The sequence below is a fragment of the Vibrio sp. Y10_XG_PY6 genome (genome assembly GCF_024181795.1).
GTDB classification, from domain to species: Bacteria; Pseudomonadota; Gammaproteobacteria; order Enterobacterales; family Vibrionaceae; genus Vibrio; species Vibrio diabolicus.
This window is the reverse complement of sequence record NZ_JAMZAQ010000003.1, coordinates 35,920-58,122: the sequence shown is the minus strand read 5'-3', so window position 1 is coordinate 58,122 and position 22,203 is coordinate 35,920. Positions and strand designations below refer to the sequence as shown.

The 22,203-nt window shown below is 46.3% G+C and carries 21 protein-coding genes; 8 read left to right on the top strand and 13 right to left on the bottom strand.

The annotated features are described in order from the left end of the window. Positions 1–93 precede the first annotated feature (93 nt). Complete coding sequence (locus NL644_RS16320) at positions 94–492, top strand: hypothetical protein (protein WP_114323025.1); 399 nt, start codon at positions 94–96, stop codon at positions 490–492. A gap of 205 nt (positions 493–697) precedes the next feature. Here the strand turns inward: NL644_RS16320 and NL644_RS16315 are convergent, their stop codons facing one another. The 5 genes from NL644_RS16315 to NL644_RS16295 all read right to left on the bottom strand — a co-directional run bounded on the left by NL644_RS16315 (position 698) and on the right by NL644_RS16295 (position 4,012). After that, positions 698–2,356, bottom strand: coding sequence for a diacylglycerol kinase family protein (locus tag NL644_RS16315; RefSeq protein WP_114323024.1), 1,659 nt, complete (start codon positions 2,354–2,356; stop codon positions 698–700). 142 nt (positions 2,357–2,498) lie between these two features. After that, complete coding sequence (locus NL644_RS16310; protein ID WP_005394414.1) at positions 2,499–2,930, bottom strand: hemerythrin domain-containing protein; 432 nt, start codon at positions 2,928–2,930, stop codon at positions 2,499–2,501. A gap of 102 nt (positions 2,931–3,032) precedes the next feature. Then, positions 3,033–3,230, bottom strand: coding sequence for a hypothetical protein (locus NL644_RS16305; protein ID WP_048624594.1), 198 nt, complete (start codon positions 3,228–3,230; stop codon positions 3,033–3,035). Positions 3,231–3,238: 8 nt separating this feature from the next. Further along, positions 3,239–3,415, bottom strand: a complete 177-nt coding sequence (locus tag NL644_RS16300; RefSeq protein ID WP_012841233.1) for a DUF1328 family protein — start codon at positions 3,413–3,415, stop codon at positions 3,239–3,241. Positions 3,416–3,460: 45 nt separating this feature from the next. After that, the gene (locus tag NL644_RS16295; RefSeq protein ID WP_047009372.1) at positions 3,461–4,012 is read right to left on the bottom strand and encodes a BON domain-containing protein; all 552 of its coding nucleotides are present in this window, start codon (positions 4,010–4,012) and stop codon (positions 3,461–3,463) included. A gap of 435 nt (positions 4,013–4,447) precedes the next feature. Between NL644_RS16295 and NL644_RS16290 the strand changes: the two genes are divergently transcribed. Further along, entirely contained in the window at positions 4,448–5,791 is a 1,344-nt protein-coding gene (locus NL644_RS16290) for a sigma-54-dependent Fis family transcriptional regulator (protein WP_253658636.1), read from the top strand. Between the two features lie 87 nt (positions 5,792–5,878). On the opposite strand, the gene NL644_RS16285 is transcribed toward NL644_RS16290, so the two are convergent. From NL644_RS16285 to ftnA, 3 genes are all read right to left on the bottom strand, one after another. After that, complete coding sequence (locus NL644_RS16285) at positions 5,879–7,072, bottom strand: NAD(P)/FAD-dependent oxidoreductase (protein WP_114323023.1); 1,194 nt, start codon at positions 7,070–7,072, stop codon at positions 5,879–5,881. 180 nt (positions 7,073–7,252) lie between these two features. Next, on the bottom strand, positions 7,253–7,576 hold the full coding sequence (gene uspB / locus NL644_RS16280; RefSeq protein ID WP_005394407.1) for a universal stress protein UspB: 324 nt from the start codon (positions 7,574–7,576) through the stop codon (positions 7,253–7,255). Between the two features lie 91 nt (positions 7,577–7,667). Next, the gene (gene ftnA, locus NL644_RS16275; RefSeq protein WP_005379167.1) at positions 7,668–8,195 is read right to left on the bottom strand and encodes a non-heme ferritin; all 528 of its coding nucleotides are present in this window, start codon (positions 8,193–8,195) and stop codon (positions 7,668–7,670) included. 281 nt (positions 8,196–8,476) lie between these two features. On the opposite strand from ftnA, the gene uspA reads away from it, so the two are divergent. After that, positions 8,477–8,902, top strand: coding sequence for a universal stress protein UspA (uspA, locus tag NL644_RS16270; RefSeq protein ID WP_005379165.1), 426 nt, complete (start codon positions 8,477–8,479; stop codon positions 8,900–8,902). Between the two features lie 64 nt (positions 8,903–8,966). After that, positions 8,967–9,845: a carboxylate/amino acid/amine transporter gene (locus NL644_RS16265; RefSeq protein ID WP_253658635.1), complete on the top strand. Its 879-nt coding sequence runs from the start codon at positions 8,967–8,969 to the stop codon at positions 9,843–9,845. A gap of 72 nt (positions 9,846–9,917) precedes the next feature. Here the strand turns inward: NL644_RS16265 and NL644_RS16260 are convergent, their stop codons facing one another. The 3 genes from NL644_RS16260 to NL644_RS16250 all read right to left on the bottom strand — a co-directional run bounded on the left by NL644_RS16260 (position 9,918) and on the right by NL644_RS16250 (position 14,672). Beyond that, the gene (locus tag NL644_RS16260; protein WP_199803647.1) at positions 9,918–10,490 is read right to left on the bottom strand and encodes a hypothetical protein; all 573 of its coding nucleotides are present in this window, start codon (positions 10,488–10,490) and stop codon (positions 9,918–9,920) included. A gap of 186 nt (positions 10,491–10,676) precedes the next feature. After that, the gene (locus NL644_RS16255) at positions 10,677–11,456 is read right to left on the bottom strand and encodes a class I SAM-dependent methyltransferase (protein WP_253658634.1); all 780 of its coding nucleotides are present in this window, start codon (positions 11,454–11,456) and stop codon (positions 10,677–10,679) included. Positions 11,457–11,546: 90 nt separating this feature from the next. Further along, positions 11,547–14,672, bottom strand: a complete 3,126-nt coding sequence (locus tag NL644_RS16250) for an EAL domain-containing protein (protein WP_253658633.1) — start codon at positions 14,670–14,672, stop codon at positions 11,547–11,549. A 113-nt stretch (positions 14,673–14,785) separates the two neighbouring features. On the opposite strand from NL644_RS16250, the gene asnC reads away from it, so the two are divergent. Then, the gene (gene asnC / locus NL644_RS16245; protein WP_005394393.1) at positions 14,786–15,250 is read left to right on the top strand and encodes a transcriptional regulator AsnC; all 465 of its coding nucleotides are present in this window, start codon (positions 14,786–14,788) and stop codon (positions 15,248–15,250) included. A 74-nt stretch (positions 15,251–15,324) separates the two neighbouring features. Here the strand turns inward: asnC and prlC are convergent, their stop codons facing one another. Next, the gene (prlC, locus tag NL644_RS16240) at positions 15,325–17,367 is read right to left on the bottom strand and encodes an oligopeptidase A (protein ID WP_006741761.1); all 2,043 of its coding nucleotides are present in this window, start codon (positions 17,365–17,367) and stop codon (positions 15,325–15,327) included. Positions 17,368–17,762: 395 nt separating this feature from the next. Between prlC and NL644_RS16235 the strand changes: the two genes are divergently transcribed. Further along, complete coding sequence (locus NL644_RS16235) at positions 17,763–18,602, top strand: 23S rRNA (adenine(2030)-N(6))-methyltransferase RlmJ (RefSeq protein WP_005394390.1); 840 nt, start codon at positions 17,763–17,765, stop codon at positions 18,600–18,602. 259 nt (positions 18,603–18,861) lie between these two features. After that, positions 18,862–20,217, top strand: coding sequence for a glutathione-disulfide reductase (gene gorA / locus NL644_RS16230; RefSeq protein WP_253658632.1), 1,356 nt, complete (start codon positions 18,862–18,864; stop codon positions 20,215–20,217). Positions 20,218–20,297: 80 nt separating this feature from the next. Here the strand turns inward: gorA and NL644_RS16225 are convergent, their stop codons facing one another. Further along, positions 20,298–21,203 (bottom strand): LysR family transcriptional regulator, encoded by a 906-nt coding sequence (locus NL644_RS16225; protein WP_005379156.1) that lies wholly within the window; start codon positions 21,201–21,203, stop codon positions 20,298–20,300. 121 nt (positions 21,204–21,324) lie between these two features. Here NL644_RS16225 and xapA point away from each other — a divergent pair, with 121 nt between their 5' ends. Then, a complete protein-coding gene (gene xapA / locus NL644_RS16220) occupies positions 21,325–22,149 on the top strand; it encodes a xanthosine phosphorylase (protein ID WP_253658631.1) in 825 nt (274 codons plus the stop codon). The last annotated feature ends 54 nt before the right edge of the window (positions 22,150–22,203 follow it).

Here is a 22,203-nt window from a genome sequence, read left to right as displayed (position 1 = left end):
TTTCTGATAAGACCACAGGCACCTCAATACAACCAAAACTAGAAAACACTAAACAGAGTAATCAACACGGTAGTCATAAATAAAGAGGTCAGTATGACATTGGATAATAATCGAGTAAGGGAGCTACTCGTAAAAATGACACACCATCGCCAAACGTGTTTGCCTCTCGTTAATCCGCAATCGCATATGACACTCGCAAGAGCGGCTTATCGATTCGTTAAAATAGAAAAAGTGATGATCAAAAAGATGGCGAAGTTGTTCTTCGACCAAGATGGTGAACAATTCATTGCGGAAAATGCCACCGAATACGGCGTTGCCGAACTAGGTAATTACAAAGAAATGCATTTCATGAACAAGTTGTTGTTAGATGATTTAAAAGCGCTACTCAGAGCCATTGACGACTCCAACTTAACGGCGCTTGTTTCTTACTGGTTAGCTGCTTTACAAGTCGAAAACGATGAAATTGAAAAGCACTTACCCCAGGGTGAGTAGTCATACTCACCCCCTTCTTCCTTTCACTTCGAGAACGATAAATAGACGCTCTCTCAGATACAAAAAATGCCGATATAAAAAAGCCGCTGCACCTACGCAGCGACCTTATTGGTTCCCTCAAAACTATGACTAAACCGGTAAACAAAGGCGCGCAATAAAGCACTAGGCAAATCGCGCGTTATCCACTGCTTATCTGTTTTTAAAGCTAAGCCGATTTACTTCTCCCGCTTGGGACAAATACATTCAACGATTTTGGACGAAGCTTAATCGCTAATTGCTCATCAGAATAAAGCTCACCATCAATCACATACTCAATCGGTTTGTTCGCAGAAATAGTGACATTCTGAGCCGTCGCGTATTGAAAATGAGTCGATTCCTCCTGCGCACCTACGCTGGTTAATGTCAGATCAGACAATGCGATGAGGCGTCCGCCTAAAGATTCGGTGTTATCTAAATACGTGATATGCAGCTTGCCATCGTCAGGCTGTGGAGCACCACCACCTTGCGCGAGCAACGTACTAAAAGGAGCGATGTTCGCAACGACAAAGCTATGAACTTCTAGCGTTTGTGATCCATTTTCGCGGTTTCCATCTTCAAATGGCGCATCCATCGCAACAGTCAACGTCTGCGTCTCTTCCGCCACCACCGCGTTAAAAAAGCCCGTTAAGTAGGCCAATTGTCCAAAGGTGTTTTTCTCTTCTCGCTGCGCATGCTCGATCATTTTCTGCTCTAGGCCAATACCTAGGACTAACAATATAAGCCTCTGATTACACTCCGCCGTATCAATACGTTGGCAGTGACCTGCTAGCAATGCTTCACACGCTTTTTCGACTGGTGAGAATTTTGCGCCAACTCCATAGAGCACATGACATAACGCATTGGCGGTTCCGAGCGGAACAATACCGAGTTTGATATCAGTACCTACCAGCTGGCTCGCCACTTCCGTCACTGTGCCATCGCCACCCGCTACGATAATTTGCTTAGCCCCACTTTCTTTTGCCTGTTGTGTTAGCTGCTCGGCGCTGAGGTCTGTCGTCGTTTGATGAATACTCAAGCGATATTTTTTGGTTAGTTCACGAATCAAGTGCTGTTCGTTTTCCTCCCATTTGCCGCCACCTGCAACAGGGTTAACCACCATCCAAGTGGACTGATCCAGACCCAGTACGCCTTTTTCACTTATCGCTCGTAACGTTTTGATCTGCAATTTATTCAATCTCGCGGTACTGCGCACGTCATTGATTTTTTTCATCACAGATTCAACCGTCAGCGACGGATCTTTGCTCAGTAGATACGCCGCAACAACAAACACCGATCGACCACGCCCTAACGCACAATGCACAACCACAGCTCGCGAGCACGAGATTTGCGTATCAATCCAGTTAATCGCATGACGCAAGCGTTCCAACGTTGGGGCTTTGTGGTCGAGCACCGGAATCGAAAGGTAATGAAACTGCTTGTCGGTCATCGCACTTTCAAGCCCAGCAAATTCTGCGGTGACATCGACAATACAAGAGATGTCATTGGATTCGAGAAAATCTAAGTCACTCTGAAATAGCCGACGGGAGAGGTATAAATTATCGCTGACTTTTTGGATCGGAGGCACAGTATCGCGCCGTCTTTCCCAGGCATTATATGCTCTAGCGCCCAGTAAAAAGGGGATGAATGCCCAGCGGATCCACCTGACAATCTTGCCGTCTTGGTTTTTTCTAAAAATGGAGGGAATGTCGAAAACGTAGGCTACGCTGACTAATGCTAAAGAAAGAGATACCCATAAGAACAACAGGCTAACCATGATTTGGGGAATATAAATAGCGGCCAATAAACTGATCAGAGCGCCAAGAATATAATATTTGATGATAAACATTCGCTCTCCTTGCCTTCAGCGAGTGCGCTTTTTTAGTGAAAGTGAGAATAAGCTGGTTTTAGTTTAGGCTAATTAGCTTGGTAAACGCTTTGATTGGGCCCCTTCCCGTACCGAAATGGCACGAAAAGGATCAATACTCCACCTAGCTAGCCATTTCTTCGACGTAGCTATCCGCTAGTTTCATTTTCTGCTGATCGGTCATCACCTTACCGGCCAATTGGAAAAAACGCTGCTCTTCTTCTTCGAGGTGGTGCAATACTTTGTGACGCAAAGTTTTCATGAGGTTGAGCCATGCTGGCGAGCTCATGTCGGTTGCATCAAGCTGTGCAATCACTTTATCAATCTCGTGGTGCTCTGCGATGCCATGACGAGTAAGATCGATGGTTTTATCACTCTCGATTAAAGGCGCGTAGAAAAAGCGCTCTTCTGCGGCGGCGTGCTGTTCGAGTTCATCCTTAAGATTGTGATAAAACTCTTCGCGTGCAGGGGAATCTCCAGACGTTTCCATCAGAGCATCGAGTAAAAGGCGTTGCTTTTCATGACTCTCTTTTAGTACATCAAATATGTTTTTCATCTTTGACTCCTCATCTGATTGTAAACACTTGGGATAAAAGGAAGGGCGGTGATTGACCGCCCTTCCTTACATTGCTGTGAACAAAAAGCTGACCTGACTCGACTAACAATCTTGGTCTTCTGCGTTCAAGTTCTCTTTAATATTTTCACACTCATCTTCAATCGCATTTTGAGTTTCTTCGGCGGCTTCATCTATCTTCTTGCCTGCCTGTTCCATTGGCCCTTCTTCACTACAAGCAGCCAGTGCGAACACCAAACCAAATACTGCGGCGATACGGTAAATTAATGACGTAAGTCGCATGAAATCTCCTATCTATTTACGTTTTTTCTTCCTAGCAGAACAATCACTATTGATACAATTAATGACAATAGGAATAGGTAAAATATCACTTGCGCGATAGAGGCCGCCGCCCCTGCAATACCAGTAAAACCTAGTAGTGCAGAAACCAGTGCCAAAGCCAGAAAAATAAACATCCAACGAACCATAGTGTTACCTCCTAATAAAATTGGGTTAGGTCACTCGGCTCGTTATTATTGAACCACTTCTAGCTTATCAATCACCTTATTTACATCATTGGTATTATTTGCAATTGAAAGTGCAAGATCATGCTCCGCATCTGAATTAACCTTACCTGCCAACGTTACCGTTTTACGTTCCGTCGTTACATCAATGTCCGTACCACTTACATTGGTATCCATCAGTAGGCGCGTTTTAACTATAGTCGTGATTTTAGAGTCGGTCAGTGTGGCTAATGCCTCTGAATCGGTTTCTTTCTTACCTTCATTCACCACTGACAATTCGTTATTTACTTCTTTCACACCATCAAGACCTGTTACAAGCTCTTCGGCAAGCGATTTTTCAAGGTCATTGTTTACCGAACCAGAAAGGGTAACTACCTGATTTTCAACATCGGTGTTGATATCAAAAGAGTTAAGGTTACTGTTTAGCAGCAGCGTCGTTTCAGCTTTACCATCTAGCCAAGCGTCCATGGATTCTTTTTCCCATTTATCACTCGCTAAGACTGCTGTAGATGAAGTAGCAAGAACTGACGTAAGTACAATTTTAGCTGCGATGTTATTCATGGTAATTCTCCTTTATTGACGTTGTATTTCCATAGGAGCAAACCATGTGCCAAGTTTTTAAACAATTGTTTTTAAAGGAATAATAAAAACAAGAGATAAAAATAAGACAAACAAGAAAATATAAGCATGAATTATTTACACAGAAGAAATGTAATTTTTAATCGTTAGTAATTTCGCAATCAATTACATAATACGCCAATAAAAGATGAGACATTATTTCTTCAACTTCACTTAATCGCAGAATTATTATTTAAAGCGTGAGACACCCGAATAAATAAGCAATATTTATCAGAATTATTACTGATATATACCAAGATAGGTTCAACAACATTAAAATAGCCTACAGACCCTTAAATCTCTGCTGACAATATTTTGTCTTGTGCACTTAGAATAATCCACGTACATTGTTTCTGTCATAGTAAAGAGGACATTTCTATGTCGTTGCCAAGCCTGTTTCTACGAATACAAGACCCGACACTTAAAGGTGCTATCGCCTCTTGCCAGGAACTGAACAAATTTCGTCTGCATAATACCGATGCCGCAGATGGTTGGATTGAAGATTTCCTACAACTCAAACCGGAAGTTGCGATTGTTGAAGTCGCCCACTTTACTAGCGCAGACTACCAGCGCCTTTCTAATATCGAAGACATCTACGATATGGACTTGATCATCATTAGCTCTGGTGCTCCAAACGAAAATTTGGATAAGCTAATGAACTTAGGTGCAATTTTTCACTACAGAAAACCCGTCGATATTGCCATTTTGACGGACACCCTAAGCGAAGTCAGCCAGTACTATCAGCAAAAACAAGATCAAGGACGTAAAGTGTCCACTAGCGATCTCGACCAATTTGGCCTTTTGGTGGGTTCCTCATCGCCAATGCATCAGCTCTATCGCATGATCCGACGCGTCGCAAAAACAGAAGCCAACGTCCTCATTGTCGGTGAAAGCGGTTCGGGTAAAGAGTTAGTCGCACAGACCATTCATTTAGCTAGCGATCGCAAGCAACAACCCTTTATCGCGATTAACTGTGGTGCCATTAGCCCTGAATTGGTTGATAGCGAACTGTTTGGCCATGAGAAAGGCGCTTTTACCGGAGCAAATAAAACTCACCAAGGTGTATTTAAGCAGGCAGAGGGCGGCACGCTGTTTTTAGATGAAATCACCGAGATGCCTATCGAGCATCAAGTGAAGCTATTGCGTGTGTTGGAAACCGGAGAATATCGCCCAGTGGGCAGTAATACGGTGCATATCGCCAACACTCGCATCATTGCCGCCACCAACCGTGATCCTAAAGTCGCCATTGAAGAGCAGTTCCTGCGTGAAGATCTGTTTTTCCGTTTATCGCACTTCCCATTAACGATACCGCCACTGCGAGATCGAGGCGGTGACATCGTCGGTCTGGCTAAACACTTTATCGCGCACCGCAACGCAAATGAGGCTAAAACCAAAACCATTCTTGATTCTGCCATCCAAAAAATCGCTGCACACGATTGGCCAGGTAATGTCCGTGAGCTCAAACACACGATCGAGCGTGCATTTATTTTGGCTGATGACACCATCCGAGATGAACACCTGATCTTCGATACGCCACCATTGGAAACAGGCACCAGCATCGAAGACCTTGTTCCAGCGGGCGTTTCGCTAGAAGAGCTAGAAAAAGCCGCTATTCTCAATACCCTTGAAGAGAATCAAGGCAATAAAACGGAATCAGCGCAGGAGTTAGGCATTAGCGTTAAAACGCTCTACAACAAACTCGAAAAGTATCAAGACGAGTAACTCGCTGTGGGAATACAAAAAAGAGCACGGAATACGATTCAGTGCTCTTTTTTTATCTTATCTTTTATGCGGATGTGTAGCGTTTGATTACACCCACTGACCCGCGACAAAGCCGCTCGACCAGCACCACTGAAAATTGTAGCCCCCTAACCAGCCAGTCACGTCCATGACTTCGCCAATGAAGTACAGCCCTTTGATGTCTTTGCATTCCATGGTTTTCGAAGATAAGTGATCGGTATCCACACCGCCTAGTGTCACTTCCGCGGTTCGGTAGCCTTCAGTGCCATTCGGGGCGATATCCCAATGCTCTAAACGATCCACAATCGCCGCAAGCTCCTTTTGATTGAACTGCTTTAGCGGTTTATCGACCAGCTCTTTACGTTCAATCAAGACTTCAACCAAGCGCTTTGGTAGCACTTTAGCGAGCGTATTTTTGAGCGACTGATTCGGATGCTTTTCACGGCTGCGTTCTAATAACTCGGCAACATCATCGTTTGGCACCAGATTAATCGACACCTTTTGCCCCGCTCGCCAGAATGATGAAATCTGTAAAACGGCTGGGCCAGATAAACCACGATGTGTGAACAACAGGGCTTCTTTGAACATGGTGCCATCTTCAGCTGTAATTTCCGCAGGTACCGCGATACCAGATAACTCAGCAAAATCTTCTTTGTCTTCTTTATGCAACGTAAATGGTACAAGCCCTGCCGTAGTTGGGATAACTCGAAGACCAAATTGTTCCGCGACTTTATAACCAAATGGTGTCGCCCCCAGTTTTGGCATCGACAAGCCACCGGTTGCGATAACTAAAGACTCACACTCGACAATCTCAGTGCCAGCATGAAAACGAAAGCCTTCATCGATTTTCTCAATTGAGTGAACATCGCATTGGTACCGCTGCTCGATATTCGGCATATCACATTCAGCCAACAGCATCTTCACGATGTCTTTAGCCGTAAACGCATCGACACAAAACAGCTGACCGTGATCGCGCTCTTCAAATTCAATACCATGCTTACACACCATCGAGATAAAATCCCAGTTAGTGTATTGGGAAAGCGCCGACTTAACGAAATGCGGGTTTTGGCATAGGTAGTTGCTGGCTGAGACGTCGTAATTAGTGAAGTTACAACGGCCACCGCCTGAGATAAGGATTTTACGTCCTGGCTTTTTAGCATGATCGAGCACCAAAACACGGCGGCCTCGCTTGCCGGCTTCTGCAGCACACATCAAACCCGCTGCGCCTGCGCCAATTACAACAACATCAAATTTCTTACTCATCGGTAGCTCTTAGACTGATTGGGATCGAATCGAAATAAAAAAGGATGTGCACATTGCACATCCTTGCTTTCTAGGCGCGACATTCTACCGACAAATCTCGAAGGGGAAAAGCGCTTAAACGGTAAGCGCTATGCATGCCCGTACAATCTTAGGAGATTAACTCGCTAGATTATTGATTCGTTAAAGAATGAAGGCCGCGAGTAGGGTAACACCGAGCAAAGCGGTCGATAAAACAAATAGCTCACGCACCCTTTCGCACTTACCAGTAAAAATCTCATCGTGGTGATGGTGATATTCTTTACTTTTGATGTAGTGGAACAAACGCACCTGTTTGGTGACATTTCCATGGGTGGTAAAAAAGCCATTGCCATCAACTTGCTGATATAACAACGGATGCGCTTCACGCATGATGTAAATTAGAGAACGAAGAGCGGTGAGATACCGGATCATGTTGACTCCAGTTACCACCATTAGCGCAAATAAGATTGTGTCTCCACTGATCATCTTTTCCTCCCTACATCTTCAACAATGCTCAAGAGAAAAAGACGATCAATGCTTCGTCTTTACCCGCTACTTATAGCGTCAAAAAACGCGTTTACGCAGCTGGAGCATCCATGATTGAAGATGAACCTTCTTTCGCCATTTGTGCTAGATCTTTGTCGATGAAGAACAATGCTTTACCATCTTCACCTACTAATTCGATCTTATCTAAAATCCCTTTAAACAACTTCTCTTCTTCGTGCTGTTCAGACACGTACCACTGTAGGAAGTTAAACGTTGAGTAGTCTTGGCTAGTAAATGCAACATGTGCCAATTTATTGATTTTTTCCGTGATCATTTGCTCATGTTCGAAGGTCTCGCGGAAAACATCACCTAAGCTAGCAAAATCATGCTTTGGTGCATCAATAGCGCCCAAAATTGGCATTGAGCCAGTTTCACTTACGTAGGTGAATAGGCGTTGCATGTGCTCCATTTCTTCTACGGCGTGAGCGCGTAAAAATTCAGCCGCACCTTCAAAACCTTTGTCTTCACACCAAGCACTCATTTGTAAGTATAGATTGGATGAGAAAAATTCTAGGTTAATTTGCTCATTCAATTGTTCGACCATAGTTTGAGACAGCATGTTAACTCCTATTAATGTGCATGCAATATACCCAAGTAACCTCGAGATAAACGACGCCGCGAGATTGACTTGCTCTACATCAGAGGCAAGGTTTTACTTGAACTATAGTCAGTAACGGAGCGCTGAACTCCGCATCTCAAAGTCACTTGGGTATAACGCCACTATAACATGATTACTGAGACAAGACTTTGTACCTACGACACTGATATGAGATCACTTCAGCAAATTTTTTTGGGGGTTAGTGCTAATCTAAAACTATGACCTTACAAGGAGATAGCAATATGAGTTACAAACACATACTTGTGGCAGTCGACCTGTCAGACGACAGTAAAGTGTTGATTAAAAAAGCCGTATCACTGGCTAAACCTCTGGATGCGAAAGTCTCTTTTATTCACATCGACGTGAACTACGCAGAGCTCTACACCGGGCTTATCGACATCAATATGGCAGAAGCGCAACATCAAGCAATGGAAGCGTCGCGCACACAATTGGCGAATTTCGCAGAATATGCGCAATACCCAATAGCCCATACGTTGGTCGGTAGTGGCGATTTGAGTAATGAGCTGTGCGATACCATTCAAGACTACAGTATCGATTTGGTGGTTTGTGGTCATCACCAAGATTTCTGGAGCAAGATTCTGTCTTCGACTCGACAACTGATTAACTGCTCTCCAGTCGATATGCTGGTCGTACCGCTAAAAGACTGATTGGCGCGACGTTAAAACTTGGTTAGACTGCGGGCACATTTGTTGTTGATAAAGATTCTCATCCATGGCTTATCTATCCGCAGTTACCCTACTTTGGGCATTCTCATTTAGCCTGATCGGCGTTTACCTCGCTGGTCAGGTTGATTCTTGGTTCTCGGTGTTCATGCGCGTGGCACTGGCGAGTCTGGTTTTCATTCCCTTTTTAAAATTCCGCGGCGTTAGCAAATCCTTAATCGCGAAACTGATGACGGTCGGTGGCTTTCAGCTTGGTCTGATGTACTGCTTCTACTACCAATCTTTTTTGCTCCTTTCCGTGCCAGAAGTATTGCTGTTCACCGTATTCACACCCATTTACGTCACGCTGATCTATGACTTCTTGAAAGGTCGCTTTTCACCTTGGTATTTGGTTACCGCGGCGATTGCTGTATTTGGCGCAGCCTGGATTAAGTTTGCAGGCATTAATGAAGACTTCCTGCTGGGCTTTTTGGTCGTACAAGGAGCAAACCTCTGTTTTGCCATTGGTCAGGTAGGCTACAAATACATCATGGAAAGTGAGCCGGTTGATTTGCCACAACACACCGTGTTTGGTTACTTCTACTTAGGTGCGCTTTGTGTAGCAACCGTGGCTTTCGCTCTGATGGGCAACCTCGACAAACTACCCACCACCGCAACGCAATGGGGCATTCTGACGTACCTTGGTTTAATTGCTTCCGGTTTTGGTTACTTCGCGTGGAACAAAGGCGCAACCATGGTAAACGCAGGAGCACTTGCAGTAATGAACAACGCGTTAGTGCCAGCAGGTTTGATTGTGAACATTGTGATTTGGAACCGCGATGCTGATGTCATGCGACTCGCCATTGGCGGTGCGATCATCATGCTATCGCTATGGATTAACGAAACCTGGGTGAAAAAGCGCGTCGAAATGAGCTACGCCAAGAAGTAAAGCGACCGCTCCCAACACACATACCGACAATAAAAAACGCTCTCCAACTGGAGAGCGTTTTTTTGGATTAGATTAATGCACTTTGACTTGCGAGCTTGTGCTCATCAACGCATTAGGTGGCGTTGATAGCAACACCTCTAGCTTGGCATTGCGCGCTTCAAGCTTGCGCTGACGCTTAAGTAACTTTTGTTGTTTTTTCGCTACTTTTAACAACTTCTTCTGCTGCTTATAATGCTTTTTCAGTGCTTTTTTCGCTTTCTTAAGCGATTTTTTATCCGCTAAATCAAACCATACTGGTGCGTCGGTTCTTACTGGCTCCAGGGATTTTTCGGCTTGCTTTTTCTCTTTCACGCGCTCAACAACACGCTTCACAATCGCTGCTTTTTCGTTGCTTTGTTTTGTTGTCATAGGAATCGGTTGTACTGGCAGCGCTTCAGCCAATAAGCCACATGATTGTTGCTCGTTCAATGGCTTGTCTTGGCATTTTTGCGGCGGAATAGCGGCTGGCTTACACAGGGTATCTTTGGCCGCTGAAGAACGTGCGCAAGAGCGACAAACAAACTTTGGTGCGACAACTAAACGATGGATGTCGCCAAGCTCCGCCGCGATCTGTTTACGACTCATTTTACATAAGCGTTTAGCCATTCTACTACTCCAGCTTCCCAATTATCGACCGCATCACAACAAGTGAAATAATAATAATTCTTAGTTAGATATACAGTCAGGGAGGAGAATTAGCAAGAGAAAACTATCAGTAACGATTCAGAAAGAGAGGCTTGATCACAGCACGATACACCGTACTGTGACAAGAAAAGTTGAGCGGTCAGGAAGTTATGCCATTGAGGCTTTAACATAGACATCAAAGCGATTTTTTTTGGTTTCAATCGCCATGGTCGGCTTTTGCTCGTTCAACCAGTTTGCATAGTCTGGGCGCTTCACCACCACGCGTTTTGTGGCTAACGCCATGGCAGGATCTAGCAAACCATCGGCGTCCAAATCGGCGCCAACCAACGATTGGAAAACGCGCATCTCTTTTTTTACGAGCGCCGATTTCTTCTTGTTTTCTGGGTGCGGATACATAGGGTCGAGATACACCACATCTGGCTGAACAAAGTCTTCATCTTGTGCCAGCTGTTCCAATGCATCATGACTGGAGGCATGGATCAGCGACATACGCTCTGATACCCAAGTTCCAATTTCAGGGTCTTGTTTCGCACGAGCTAAGCCGTCATCCAGCAACGCTGCGACTATCGGGTGTCGCTCCACCATCTGTACCTTACAGCCGAGCGAAGCCAAAACGAACGCGTCACGTCCCAGCCCCGCCGTGCCGTCTAGAACGGTTGGCGTTGCCCCTTTGTTCAAACCTGCGGCTTTTGCGATGGCTTGGCCCTTACCACCACCAAATTTTCGGCGATGTCCCACTGCGCCACCAATTAAATCGACAAAAATAGCGCCCAACTTTGGCTCATCCACTTTACGCAGCTCTAAACGCTCGGTGGTCAGCACCAAAGCAAAATCGCTCTCGTCAGTGTGAGAAAGCTGCCAGCGTGCAGCCAGTTCATCCAGATGAGGTTGTTGAGACGGGTCTTCACAGATCAATTGCAGTTGCAAAAGGAGGCTCCAATAAAAAATCGCGGTAACTGGCGCTGAGTGTATACCTAAGTTACCTCTCAATGCTAGGTTGAGCTTGATATGACAGGACTACTCAGCCGTCAGTCGCTCAACTAACTCAGAAAGCGGTTGAGGATGCCCAATACCGTAGCCTTGACCATAATCCACACCAAGATCGATCAAATGCTGCATGACTTGTTCGTTTTCGACAAACTCCGCCACCGTCACTTTGCCTAGCTGTTTTGCCAGATCATTGATCGAGCGAACCATCACACGGTCCATTTCATTTACGTTGATATCTCGCACGAAAAGACCATCAATTTTCACGATATCAACGGGAAGTTTCTTTAAGTAACCAAATGAAGACAAGCCCGAGCCGAAATCATCCAATGCAATCATGCACCCCAACGCTTTGAGCTTGGTGAAGAGCTCAATGGCTTGCTCAAGATTACTCATCGCTGCTGTCTCGGTGATTTCTAGACAGATTTTTTCACACGGCATGGACGAACGTTCCAGTCGTTCCAATAAGAAATCGATAAATTCTTGATTCCCCATAGATTGACCTGAAAGGTTTATCGAACAACGGCCGAGTTTTTCAACCACCTCCGGGCGTTGCTCAAACCATTCTAGCGTTTGAGTAATGACCTGTTTATCAATCCAATGCGCAATGTTGTAGCGCTCGGAGGCAGGAATAAATAATGCAGGAGAAACATAATCACCATATCCATTGCGAATGCGCACTAAAATCTCAAAATACATCTGAGCATCGTGCTTTTGTAAGCTTTTGATCGGTTGAGCAAATAGCTCTAAACGCTGATTCGACAATGCCTCATGCACCAAATTGACGCTCTGCATTTCCATCTGGCGACGTTGTAGCTCTTCGTTATCTAAGCTGAACAGATTGTAGCGGTTACGGCCTTGCTCCTTGGCGGCATGACACGCCGAGTCTGCTTGAGCGTGCACCATTTGCGGCGTCTCTGCCGTATGATCGATGATACGAATACCAATAGAACAACTGATGAACAAGCGTGTATCTTCCCAAATAAAGAGATGTTCACTCAACGTCGAGATGATCAGTTTAGCGATATTAATCGCGCCGTATTCGTCGCAATCTTTGAGTAGTACCGCAAACTCATCGCCTCCCATTCGAGCCAAGATGGAATTGTATGGCAACACTTCCTCTAACATGCTGGCGCAAAATTGAATCGCCGCGTCACCCGCATCATGCCCAACCGTATCATTGAGGACTTTTAGCTGATCTAAGTCGAGGTACAGCATGGCATGGACGCGACGATGGCTGTCCACCTCACGCAGTGCGGTCTTGAGCTCTAGTTCAAAGTGGTTTCGGTTATAAGTCCCTGTCAGTAAGTCATAGCGCGCTTGATATTCCAATTTCTCGGAAAGCTGTTTGGTTTCTGTAATATCTTCACCCACAATCAATAGCTGATCAGATTCACTCAGTGGACGAATGTTCTCGCGTACCCAAACACGATGACCGTTTGCATGGCGATACTCGACTTCACGTCGCCAGACCCCATGCACCTGTTGATTGGGTTGCAATAGCACTTGGCGAGGAAACAGTACCTTGTCATCAAAATAAAACTCCCTTAGGCGGTGTCCGAGCATGTCCATCGGTTTGTAGCCAAGGAGTAGCTGAGCAAATCGATTCACTTCTTGAATGCGGTTATTGCTGTCGAGTGTCACCATCATGACGGGCTGTTGCTCATAATAGTTACGCAGGGTTGATTCGCGTTGATAGAGCTTATCTTCCATCAACTTACGACTAGTGATATCGCGCGCTTCAAACAAGTATTGCTTTTGATTTCCTACTTGCTGAGAAAAAGGCTTGAGTGAAATTTCCAACACCAATGTACCGTGCTCTTTACTCCAAATTTCAGCCTCAAACGTCGACACTTGATGGTGAGGCGCGTGGAAGTACGCCTCAAGCAACGCTTGCGCTTTATCACTCCAATTGGGATGAAACCAAAGTGGTCGGTCTAAACGCAGCCCTTGGTGATACAGCAAAGATTGCAGGTGATCGTTGCCCGATTTAAGTACACCGTTGGCATCCAAAATGCCCATATACTGCATGCTCTGATCAAAAATCGATTCTAAGATGGCTTGGCTTTCTCGCGCGGCACTCTCGCTGCGACGCATCCGCTGTAAATAGTAACCCATCAACAAAATGACCACCGACATCACAACAAACAGGCTACCAAACAAGCGAATTTCTTTGGCAAAACGCTCAGAAAACTTCATCGGTTTATTAAAAAATACCGCAGAGACCTCTTGCTCAGCACCCAACCCCCAGCGCACTACAGCTTGATAATCGAGCTTGATTTCAGAATCACTTTTCTTCACGGCTGGCAGAGATTGGTCAGGGTTATCCAACACAAACTCAAGTATCTCAGCGCTCTCAATGCCATGCCGATAACCACTTTGGATCACGCCACCAACCGCACCGTGCCCTAAGCCAATATCGTGCACCATAAACAGCGGCGCATTTGAGGCTCTGTTAACGCCAATCCAGTCACGTTCACTGCCAACCACACCCTGTTTATCTCGGTAATAGGTCCAAAACAGGACGACTTTATCTTTATTCAGCTTCGCTACTTGTTGCTTTAAGTCAATGATACTATCGGGAATAACTTGCACGATTTTGTCGCGATATTGCGGATGTTCATGTACAAAATCGTCGATTTGATAGCGTAATACCTCTCCCGTTACGGAATGGTCACTGACAATAAGAATTTGGGTGTAATCAGGGTGTAGGCGCTCTATGAGGGCTAAATTTGCCTCCAAATCGACATCTTCTGTTACTCCTGTGGCGTTCAGAGATTGGTGCAAAGAAGGATGATAATTGTTGATGCCGTTAAATATAACCGGGGTGTCTTTGATGATTGGCGCCAAACGCTGCATCAGTTCAAGCGCGTTGTTGTCGCTCACTAAAATGGCATCGAATCGTTCTGTGCTTAATTTCGTACGATATAAGGATTCAAGCTGAGCGAAAAACTGCTCACTCTGGTTACGTTTCGAGTCTAAATAGAGCACGCGCATATCCAGCGATCGATCACCCAATTGCTGCTCGATACCTCGCTGTATGGAATCCGTCCAGAAAAAACCTTGATGATAGGAGTGCACGACCAAAACTTTCGGATCTGAGGCCGCGGCAAACGCGCTCCAACATAGCGCGACAATAACCAGAAAACGCTGCACATTATCTCCATAGCTCGGAGTTAACCCGCAGTTACTCCTGCCAAACCTTGTGAATCCTATCCGCTATGAGTATAAAAGGGAGGTAAAACTCTATCCCTAACGGAAATAATAGTATGAATGCGAGCCTGCCGAAACTCGACGACCTTGACCGCGCAATATTAAAAACACTGATGGCTGACGCCAGAACGCCCTACGCAGAAATGGCAAAGCAGTTCGATGTCAGCCCTGCCACTATCCATGTGCGTATTGAGAAGATGAAATCGGCTGACATCATCGAAGGAACGGAGGTGATCGTAAATACCAAAAAGCTCGGCTACGATGTGTGCTGCTTCATTGGTATTAACCTAAACGCAGCTCGCGATTACCATTCCGCGCTAGAAAAACTCAACGCGCTCGACGAAGTCGTTGAAGCTTACTACACCACGGGCGCGTATAACATATTCGTCAAATTGATGTGCAAATCGATTGAAGAACTGCAATTTGTGCTGATTGATAAGCTGCAAGCCATTGATGAGGTTCAGTCTACGGAAACATTGATATCGCTGCAGAACCCAATTAACCGCAGTGTGAATCCGTGAATTTTTTATAAAAAATGGACAAAAAAGGCCAACCGAATGGTTGGCCTTAGTATTTTTGGAAAGACAGCGTGCGCTTACGCTGCAATACCAGAATGGCGCAATAGCGCATCAATTTGTGGTTCACGACCACGGAAGCGCTTAAACAGCTCCATTGGCTCTTCACTGCCACCCATTTCTAAGATGTTGTTCAGGAAGCTTTGACCCGTTTCTTTGTTGAAGATACCTTCTTCTTCAAAGCGAGAATACGCGTCTGACGACAGCACTTCCGCCCACAGATAGCTGTAGTAACCCGCGCTGTAACCACCAGCGAAGATGTGACCGAAGCTGTGCGAGAAGCGCGCCCACTCAACTGCTGGAACCACCGCAACTTTCTCTTTCACTTTCGCCAGCGTTTCTAAAACGCGTGCACCCACTTCTGGGTCGTATTCGGTGTGCAGAGTAAAGTCGAACAAACCGAATTCTAGCTGACGCAAAATACCCATCGCCGACTGGAAGTTTTTCGCCGCGAGCATCTTATCTAGCATCGCTTTTGGCAACGGCTCGCCTGTCTCATAGTGACCAGAAATGAACGCCAGTGCGTCTTCTTCCCAACACCAGTTTTCCAGGAACTGACTTGGCAATTCAACCGCATCCCAAGGTACGCCATTAATGCCTGATACCGCGCCAGTTTCTACTTGCGTCAGCATGTGGTGGATTCCATGACCAAACTCATGGAATAGCGTCACAACTTCATCGTGCGTGAACAGTGCTGGCTTGTCGCCCACTGGACGGTTGAAGTTACACGTTAGGTACGCCACCGGCGTTTGCAGTTCACCAGAGAGCGTAATACGGCGACCACGACAATCGTCCATCCACGCGCCGCCACGTTTGTGCTCACGTGCGTAGAGATCTAAGTAGAAACTGCCACGCAGTGCGCCTTCAGCGTCAAAGATATCGAAGAAACGCACAGATTCGTGCCAAGTGTCCACGCCTTCGCGCTCAGTAACTGTCATGCCAAACACGCGGTTTAGCACTTCAAACAGACCACTGACAACCTTTGACTCTGGGAAGTACGGGCGCAGTTCTTCATCCGAGATTTGGAACAGGTGCTGCTTTTGTTTCTCGCTGTAGTAAGCGATATCCCACACATTCAATTCTTCAACGCCAAACTCACTTTTCGCAAACTGACGCAACTCTTCCACTTCACGTTCACCTTGCGGTTTCGCACGTGTCGCTAGGTCATTCAAGAAGCCCAGCACTTGATCTGGCGTTTCGGCCATTTTCGTTGCTAGCGATTTCTCGCTGTAAGTATTGAAACCCAACATGCGTGAAATTTCGTGACGCAGTCTCAGTTGCTCAGTAATGATTTCTGAGTTGTCCCACTTACCAGCATTTGGACCGCGATCAGAGGCGCGCGTCACATACGCTTCGTACACTTCTTTACGCAACTCTTGGTTGTCGCAGTACGTCATGACAGGTAGGTAAGATGGGATATCCAGCGTAATGAGGTAACCATCTAACTCTTTTGCTTCTGCCGCGGCTTTCGCTGCTGCCAGCGCCGATTCTGGCATGCCAGCAAGGTCTTTCTCATCCGTGATGTGCTTGGTCCAACCCATGGTGGCATCCAGTACATTGTTAGAGAATTTAGAGCTGAGCTCAGACATGCGCTTGCTGATTTCGCCGTAACGGTGCTGCTCATCGGATGGTAAACCAATACCCGATAGCTCAAAGTCTCGTAACGCATCGGTGATGGTTTTTTGTTGAGCGCGAGTCAGCGTTGCGAATGCATCACTGGCTTTAATCGCTTTGTACGCTTCGTACAGGCCTTTGTGCTGACCAACCCAAGTGCCGTATTCCGACAAAATTGGCAAACAACTTTCGTACGCTTCACGCAGATCTTCGCTGTTCACCACGGAGTTCATGTGACCCACTGGCGACCAAATGCGGCTTAAGCGGTCATCCGCTTCTTCAATTGGCGCAATCACACTGTCCCAAGTTGGGTGAGCATTATCTTTTAGAACTTCATCGATTTTCGCTCGGCAGTCAGCAATCGCTTGTTCAACGGCTGGCTTGATGTGTTCTGGTTTAATTTGAGAAAACGGAGGTAAGTCCGTAAACGTCAGAAGAGGATTAGACATGAATAATTCCTTTTGTGTTTTGACTCTGTGATTGCCTGTCTATTTTGTGTAGATAGGCCAACTCAATGTACAGACGAGCCAGCAACATGGATTGGGGGAGCTCCGTTCCCTTTCTCTATGCTGCGATGACCATATAGTCAACGAGCGCTACTCTGTCCTTGAGTCTTGTTATACCTAAATGAGATTTCACACTCTTTGAGCACGAGAAACTCACCTAGTTCAATTCGATTACCAATAGTAAGTGTGGGTGACTTAAAGAAATTTCAATAGCGTCCCCTTATCAGAGGAACAGATTTGATTGGAAGTTCTACATCTTTAAGTTACTTGAGTATAATACCGCCATAGAGTGAAAATCACAGACCACACTCAGCCAAAGAGTGTTTCGAGAGTTTAATTTGTTAAGTTACCGCCACAGCTTCCACGCTGGCAACCATGCCGACGTGGTCAAACACATCGTTCAAAGCCTCATTCTTGATGCGCTGAAACAAAAAGATAAGCCATTCGTTTATCACGATACCCACTCGGGTGTGGGCCGTTACGATCTGACTCACGAATGGTCTGAAAAAACGGGCGAATACAAACAAGGCATCGCACGTATTTGGGATAACCCAAACATTCCTGAAGACATCAAAAGCTACATCGATGCCATCAAAGTGCTCAACAACGGCGAGAAGCTGCGTTACTATCCAGGCTCACCACGTGTGGCGCGCGCGCAAATCCGCCCACAAGATCGCATGGTGCTGACCGAGTTGCACCCAGCCGATCACCCATTGTTAGAGCAAGAATTCCATCGCGATCGCCAAGTGAGCATCTTCAAAGAGGACGGATTCCAGCGTCTAAAAGCCAGCTTACCGCCACAAGAGCGCAGGGGGTTGGTACTGATTGACCCACCATACGAACTCGCGAAAGAGTACCGCGATGTGGTGCGCGCGATTCATCAGAGCCATAAGCGTTGGGCAACCGGTATCTACGCGATTTGGTACCCAGTGGTAAACCGTCACGACATCGAAGATATGATTGAGGGCCTGGAAGCACTGGGCATTCGTAAAATTCTGCAAATCGAGTTAGGTGTCGCACCCGATACCAACGAGCGCGGCATGACGGCATCCGGCATGATTGTGATTAACCCGCCGTGGAAACTGGAAAGCCAGATGAAAGAGATTCTGCCATTCCTGCAAGACGCGATCGCACCAGCCACCGGCCACTGGAAAGTGGACTGGATTGTGCCAGAGTAAACTCTTCTGCACCGAAACCTCTCAGCGCAACGACATTTTCGTTGCGCTTTTTTATACTCTCAACTTTGCCCTCTCATCGCGCTTATTCTTCTTTTTATACCTCTCATCGCTATTTGTCATAAGTAATGTCGCTTTTTCCCATTTAGGAATTCGTTACATTCGATTTATGATAGTGGGATAACGGTGGCATTGAGTTCGGGCAAGGTCATCCCAATCTATCTATGTACCAGATAAAATTTATAAGCTCTTGGAGAAAGTAATGGCGACTCATTTTGACTATATCTGTATCGGTGGCGGCAGTGGCGGCATCGCATCTGCAAACCGTGCGGCGATGTACGGCGCTAAAGTTGCGCTAATCGAAGCTCAAGATCTTGGTGGCACCTGTGTAAACGTGGGTTGTGTACCGAAGAAAGTGATGTGGCATGGCGCGCAAATCGCAGAAGCAATGAACCTGTACGCAGAAGATTACGGTTTTGATGTCGACGTGAAAGGTTTCGACTGGAGCAAACTGGTTGAGAGCCGTCAGGCGTACATTGGTCGTATTCACCAATCTTACGATCGCGTTCTTGGCAACAACAAAGTAAACGTGATTAAAGGCTTTGCTAAGTTTGTTGACGAAAAAACTGTCGAAGTAAACGGTGAACACTACACAGCGGATCACATTCTGATCGCGGTTGGTGGTCGTCCTACTATTCCAAACATTCCAGGCGCTGCATACGGCATCGATTCAAACGGCTTCTTCGACCTAGCAGAGCAACCAAAACGCGTTGCGGTTGTCGGCGCAGGCTACATCGCAGTTGAAATTGCTGGCGTACTGCACGCGCTAGGTACAGAAACGCACCTGTTCGTACGTAAAGAGTCACCACTGCGTAGCTTCGATCCAATGATCATCGATACGTTGGTTGAAGTGATGGAAGCAGAAGGCCCAACACTGCACACCCATTCTGTACCAAAAGAAGTGGTAAAAGAAACCGATGGCAGCCTAACTCTGCACCTAGAAAACGGTGAGAGCCAAAACGTTGACCAACTAATCTGGGCAATCGGCCGTCACCCAGCGACAGACGCAATCAACCTAGCGTCAACCGGCGTGGCAACGAACGAAAAAGGCTACATCAAGGTAGACGAATACCAAGAAACCAACGTGAAAGGCATCTACTGTGTGGGTGACATCATGGAAGGCGGTATCGAGCTAACACCAGTAGCAGTGAAAGCGGGTCGTCAACTTTCTGAGCGTTTGTTCAACAATAAACCAAACGCGAAGATGGACTACGATTTGGTTCCAACTGTGGTATTTAGCCACCCACCAATCGGCACTATCGGTCTTACAACGCAAGAAGCCGAAGAGAAGTACGGCAAAGACAACATCAAAGTCTACACATCTGGCTTTACTGCGATGTACACCGCCGTTACTAAGCACCGTCAACCATGTAAGATGAAGCTTGTATGTGCGGGCGAAGAAGAAACGGTTGTTGGTCTGCACGGCATCGGTTTCACGGTAGATGAAATGATCCAAGGCTTCGGCGTAGCAATGAAGATGGGCGCAACCAAAGCAGACTTCGACTCTGTTGTGGCTATCCACCCAACGGGCTCAGAAGAGTTCGTAACGATGCGTTAATTACGCGCTAATCGCATTGCTGATTTCAGCGAATCATTTGAAAAGGTCATCTTAGGATGACCTTTTTTGTTAGCCCATGCTTAACTCGCATTCTCCAATAACGTGCGAATAAACTCGGCTTTGATAGCACTCTCCTGCTTACCGTCATGAATCAGGCATAAGTCTGCACGCAGTGATTCTTTCAGCTTGATAAAACGAATCCCATGCCAATGATGCTGAGAAAACGTCGACGGCACCAACGTCACGGTATTGCTGTTTGCTACATACGCCATCAAGGTGCTTGGCTCCACCACTTGTTTGCCAATATGGGGTGAAAAGCCTTCTTGCAGACAGGCATTGATGATGAAGTTTGCCGAGGCAGAATTCGCCAAGCTCATAAACGCAAACTCACACGTCTTTAAATCTTGGAGCCGCAGCAAAGATTTGCTGGCTAACTCATGTTGCTCCGACACCGCCACCACAAACACATCTTTGCCCAAAGATACCGACTGATACGGATAAATGTTGAGTGCATCGGCAAAACGAACAATGCCTACATCGATTTTCTTCTCGCTCAGATGTTTCTTTTGCGTCTCTGGGTTGAGGTCAAAAATGTCGGCGTGATAAGTGTCATGCTCAGCATGGAAGCGCTGTAACAGACGATCAAATCCGCCCCAAAATGCGCTACTTACCACACCAACTCGCAAAATGTTTCTCTGGTTCAAGCCCACTTGCTGCACTTGATTGAGCGAGACATCCAAGGTCTGAAAAATCAGTTGGCATTTGGACTCCAACAATCGCCCGGCCTCCGTCAGCATGACGTTTCTTGAATCACGCTCAAACAGTTTGACGTTAAGCACCTCTTCCAACTCTTTGATGCGATTGCTCAACGGCGAATTGGTGATATTGAGATTCTCGGCCGCCTTAGTGAAATGCTTGGTTTGTGCGACCTCGTAAAAGTAACGCAGCATCTTCAGCGTCACGCGCTCAAATGGTTCTGACTTCATGCATTGAGTCCTAGCGAATTTCATCATCCTCTTTTTAAGGATGATAGTAGCGAATAAAGCAAAGATAACCAGCGCAGAAAGTCACACAATGGAATCAACACACAACCAGAAGGTGACTAACATGAATCACGATCCAGTAATCGGCGCGCTGCAAACCATTCGCGAACGCAAACCAAACTTCCAACCTAAAGCGGCGTTTATTTTAGGCTCAGGTTTAGGCGTATTGGCAGACGAACTACAAGACAAAGTGGTCATTCCATACGAAGAGCTCGAAGGCTTTCCGGTTAGCACCGTGCAAGGCCACTCTGGTGAGTTGGTGCTTGGTACCATGGGCGGCGTAGACGTAGTGTGCATGAAAGGTCGCGGTCACTACTACGAACACGGCTCAATGAAGGTCATGACCACGCCCGTACGCACCTTTAAAAAGCTGGGCTGTGAGTTTTTACTCGTCACCAACGCGGCAGGCTCACTTCGCCCTGAACGCATTGATGTCGGTTCTCTGGTGGTATTTCATGACCACATCAATACCATGCCTGAATCTCCAATGATCGGTCCGAATGATGAAGAGTACGGCCCGAGGTTCTTCAGCCTCGCCAATGCGTACGACAAAGACCTGCGCGCAGAAGCGTTTGAAGTCGGCAAAGCCAATAGCATTCACCTGAATGAAGGTGTGTTTGTCTCTTACACAGGCCCCAACTTTGAGACCGCAGCCGAAATCCGCATGATGCAAATCATCGGTGGTGATGTGGTGGGCATGTCGGTCGTGCCAGAAGTGATTTCTGCGGCGCATTGCGGCTTACCCGTATTGGCAGTGTGTGCGATCACCAACATGGCAGAAGGCTTGGGAGATGTAGAATTGTCTCACACCCAAACATTGAAGTGCGCGAAGCTAGCCGAAGCAGATTTCATTCGCTTTATTAAGCGCTTTATGAAGCATCACTTCTAAAGCCGTTTCATTCCCAAAAGCAAAAGGGTCATCAAGTAACTTGATGACCCTTTT

What these genes read in the sequence shown, in the direction of transcription:
- NL644_RS16320 (WP_114323025.1), top strand. Translation starts at nt 94, where the DNA reads ATGACATTGGATAATAATCGAGTAAGGGAGCTACTCGTAAAAATGACA.
- NL644_RS16315 (WP_114323024.1), bottom strand. Translation starts at nt 2,356, where the DNA reads ATGTTTATCATCAAATATTATATTCTTGGCGCTCTGATCAGTTTATTG.
- NL644_RS16310 (WP_005394414.1), bottom strand. Translation starts at nt 2,930, where the DNA reads ATGAAAAACATATTTGATGTACTAAAAGAGAGTCATGAAAAGCAACGC.
- NL644_RS16305 (WP_048624594.1), bottom strand. Translation starts at nt 3,230, where the DNA reads ATGCGACTTACGTCATTAATTTACCGTATCGCCGCAGTATTTGGTTTG.
- NL644_RS16300 (WP_012841233.1), bottom strand. Translation starts at nt 3,415, where the DNA reads ATGGTTCGTTGGATGTTTATTTTTCTGGCTTTGGCACTGGTTTCTGCA.
- NL644_RS16295 (WP_047009372.1), bottom strand. Translation starts at nt 4,012, where the DNA reads ATGAATAACATCGCAGCTAAAATTGTACTTACGTCAGTTCTTGCTACT.
- NL644_RS16290 (WP_253658636.1), top strand. Translation starts at nt 4,448, where the DNA reads ATGTCGTTGCCAAGCCTGTTTCTACGAATACAAGACCCGACACTTAAA.
- NL644_RS16285 (WP_114323023.1), bottom strand. Translation starts at nt 7,072, where the DNA reads ATGAGTAAGAAATTTGATGTTGTTGTAATTGGCGCAGGCGCAGCGGGT.
- uspB (WP_005394407.1), bottom strand. Translation starts at nt 7,576, where the DNA reads ATGATCAGTGGAGACACAATCTTATTTGCGCTAATGGTGGTAACTGGA.
- ftnA (WP_005379167.1), bottom strand. Translation starts at nt 8,195, where the DNA reads ATGCTGTCTCAAACTATGGTCGAACAATTGAATGAGCAAATTAACCTA.
- uspA (WP_005379165.1), top strand. Translation starts at nt 8,477, where the DNA reads ATGAGTTACAAACACATACTTGTGGCAGTCGACCTGTCAGACGACAGT.
- NL644_RS16265 (WP_253658635.1), top strand. Translation starts at nt 8,967, where the DNA reads ATGGCTTATCTATCCGCAGTTACCCTACTTTGGGCATTCTCATTTAGC.
- NL644_RS16260 (WP_199803647.1), bottom strand. Translation starts at nt 10,490, where the DNA reads ATGGCTAAACGCTTATGTAAAATGAGTCGTAAACAGATCGCGGCGGAG.
- asnC (WP_005394393.1), top strand. Translation starts at nt 14,786, where the DNA reads ATGAATGCGAGCCTGCCGAAACTCGACGACCTTGACCGCGCAATATTA.
- prlC (WP_006741761.1), bottom strand. Translation starts at nt 17,367, where the DNA reads ATGTCTAATCCTCTTCTGACGTTTACGGACTTACCTCCGTTTTCTCAA.
- gorA (WP_253658632.1), top strand. Translation starts at nt 18,862, where the DNA reads ATGGCGACTCATTTTGACTATATCTGTATCGGTGGCGGCAGTGGCGGC.
- NL644_RS16225 (WP_005379156.1), bottom strand. Translation starts at nt 21,203, where the DNA reads ATGAAGTCAGAACCATTTGAGCGCGTGACGCTGAAGATGCTGCGTTAC.
- xapA (WP_253658631.1), top strand. Translation starts at nt 21,325, where the DNA reads ATGAATCACGATCCAGTAATCGGCGCGCTGCAAACCATTCGCGAACGC.